This window comes from Microcystis sp. M53603_WE2 (assembly GCF_030065435.1).
In genome coordinates this window covers 1-1,285 of record NZ_JASJFF010000121.1, presented here as the reverse complement: position 1 = coordinate 1,285, position 1,285 = coordinate 1, and the positions used below count along the sequence as shown (strand labels likewise).

The following is a 1,285-nucleotide window of genomic DNA, read 5'->3' as shown; positions in this document are numbered from 1 at the left end:
GTGTTCGTTCGTGGAGAGCTTTGTTGTAAACTAATCTTACACAGCCCAATGTGCGCCGCAATAGCGACTCTTGTTCTGGTGTTGGGTAAAATCGAAACGAATAGGCTTTTTCCATATCCCGCATTCTAGCATATATCGTGTAAACGATGCTCATATTTAACAGCAAAGCCGCCGTAAAACGGCGGGGTTTCAGACCCAAAATTTTCGATGAGAGCGATATGAACTAAGCTAATCGGCTTCGCTGAGATTAGCGTTTCCAAAACTAATCTCGCAGATTTTGCGCTTTTGACGCTTCCTTTGGCAGACTTACCGTTTGAGCCTAAATCCTGTTATAATAGGGTAAATAAAAACAATGAGATAAAATGCCCAAGAAAGCTTACTTAGCCGAACATCTAAGTTCAGAGGAACTGAAAGATAGATACAGAAGCAGTCAAGACTCAGTAGAAACAAGAAGATGGCACTTATTGTGGAAAATATCGTTAGGATGGACAATCAAAAATGCTGCAGTAGCTGTAGGATTAGATTATCAATATAGTTTTAGAATTCTCAAAAGATATAATGAATTAGGAGAAGAAGGAGTTAAAAATCTCAAGAAAAAAAGTGTGGAACATCGGAGAGGAAAAGAACCTTTATTGAAGGAAGAACAATTGCAAAAATTAAAAGAAGAACTGAAAAAACGTCCTGCCGATGGAGGAATCTGGACAGGTCCGAAGGTGGCTAGATGGATAGAAAAGGAAACGGGACGAGAAAAAGTTTGGAATCAAAGGGGATGGGATTACTTAAAAAAAGTGCAGATATTCTTGTCAAAAACCGAGACAAAAACATAAAAAGGGAGACCCAGTTAAACCAGAAAAATTTAAGCAGAATTTACCAGTAAAAGTCCAATAATTAAGAGATAAATTTACCAATTCTCAGATAGAAGTCAAAAACTTTAAGTTGCCGAGGGAATCATGCTCGATTTTCTACTTTGCTTATTCGCCAAAATTACAGCCAGCCGAGAGATTGTGGTCTCTAGTAGATGAACCCCTGGTTAATGAGCATTTTGAAACGATTGAAGCAATGGAAGAAACAATGACTAATGAAATTAAAAACTTGACTAACTAGGGTCTGCTGAAAAAGTTTTTCCTAGGGGCAGGGTGTAGGGTGTGGGGTGTGGGGTGTGGGGTTTTACCCATTTTCATCGGGTAAATTACCTAATTTTCAGGGAAAAAGTCCAGGGATTTTCCCCCCGACCACTCCCATATCTGGTACTTTTTGATTGACAAAAAGTCTAAAAGTCTTACCC

2 protein-coding genes are annotated in these 1,285 nt (G+C 39.0%); one reads left to right on the top strand and one right to left on the bottom strand.

The window, feature by feature from the left end; translation table 11 throughout:
* A partial coding sequence (locus PX481_RS02895; protein ID WP_288093584.1) for a helix-turn-helix domain-containing protein occupies positions 1-154 on the bottom strand: 154 nt, incomplete at its 3' end.
* A gap of 208 nt (positions 155-362) precedes the next feature.
* On the opposite strand from PX481_RS02895, the gene PX481_RS02890 reads away from it, so the two are divergent.
* On the top strand, positions 363-827 hold the full coding sequence (locus tag PX481_RS02890) for a helix-turn-helix domain-containing protein (protein ID WP_002760422.1): 465 nt from the start codon (positions 363-365) through the stop codon (positions 825-827).
* The last annotated feature ends 458 nt before the right edge of the window (positions 828-1,285 follow it).

Excerpts from the sequence above, each read along its gene's own strand:
- PX481_RS02890 (WP_002760422.1), top strand. The coding sequence starts at position 363 with ATGCCCAAGAAAGCTTACTTAGCCGAACATCTAAGTTCAGAGGAACTG.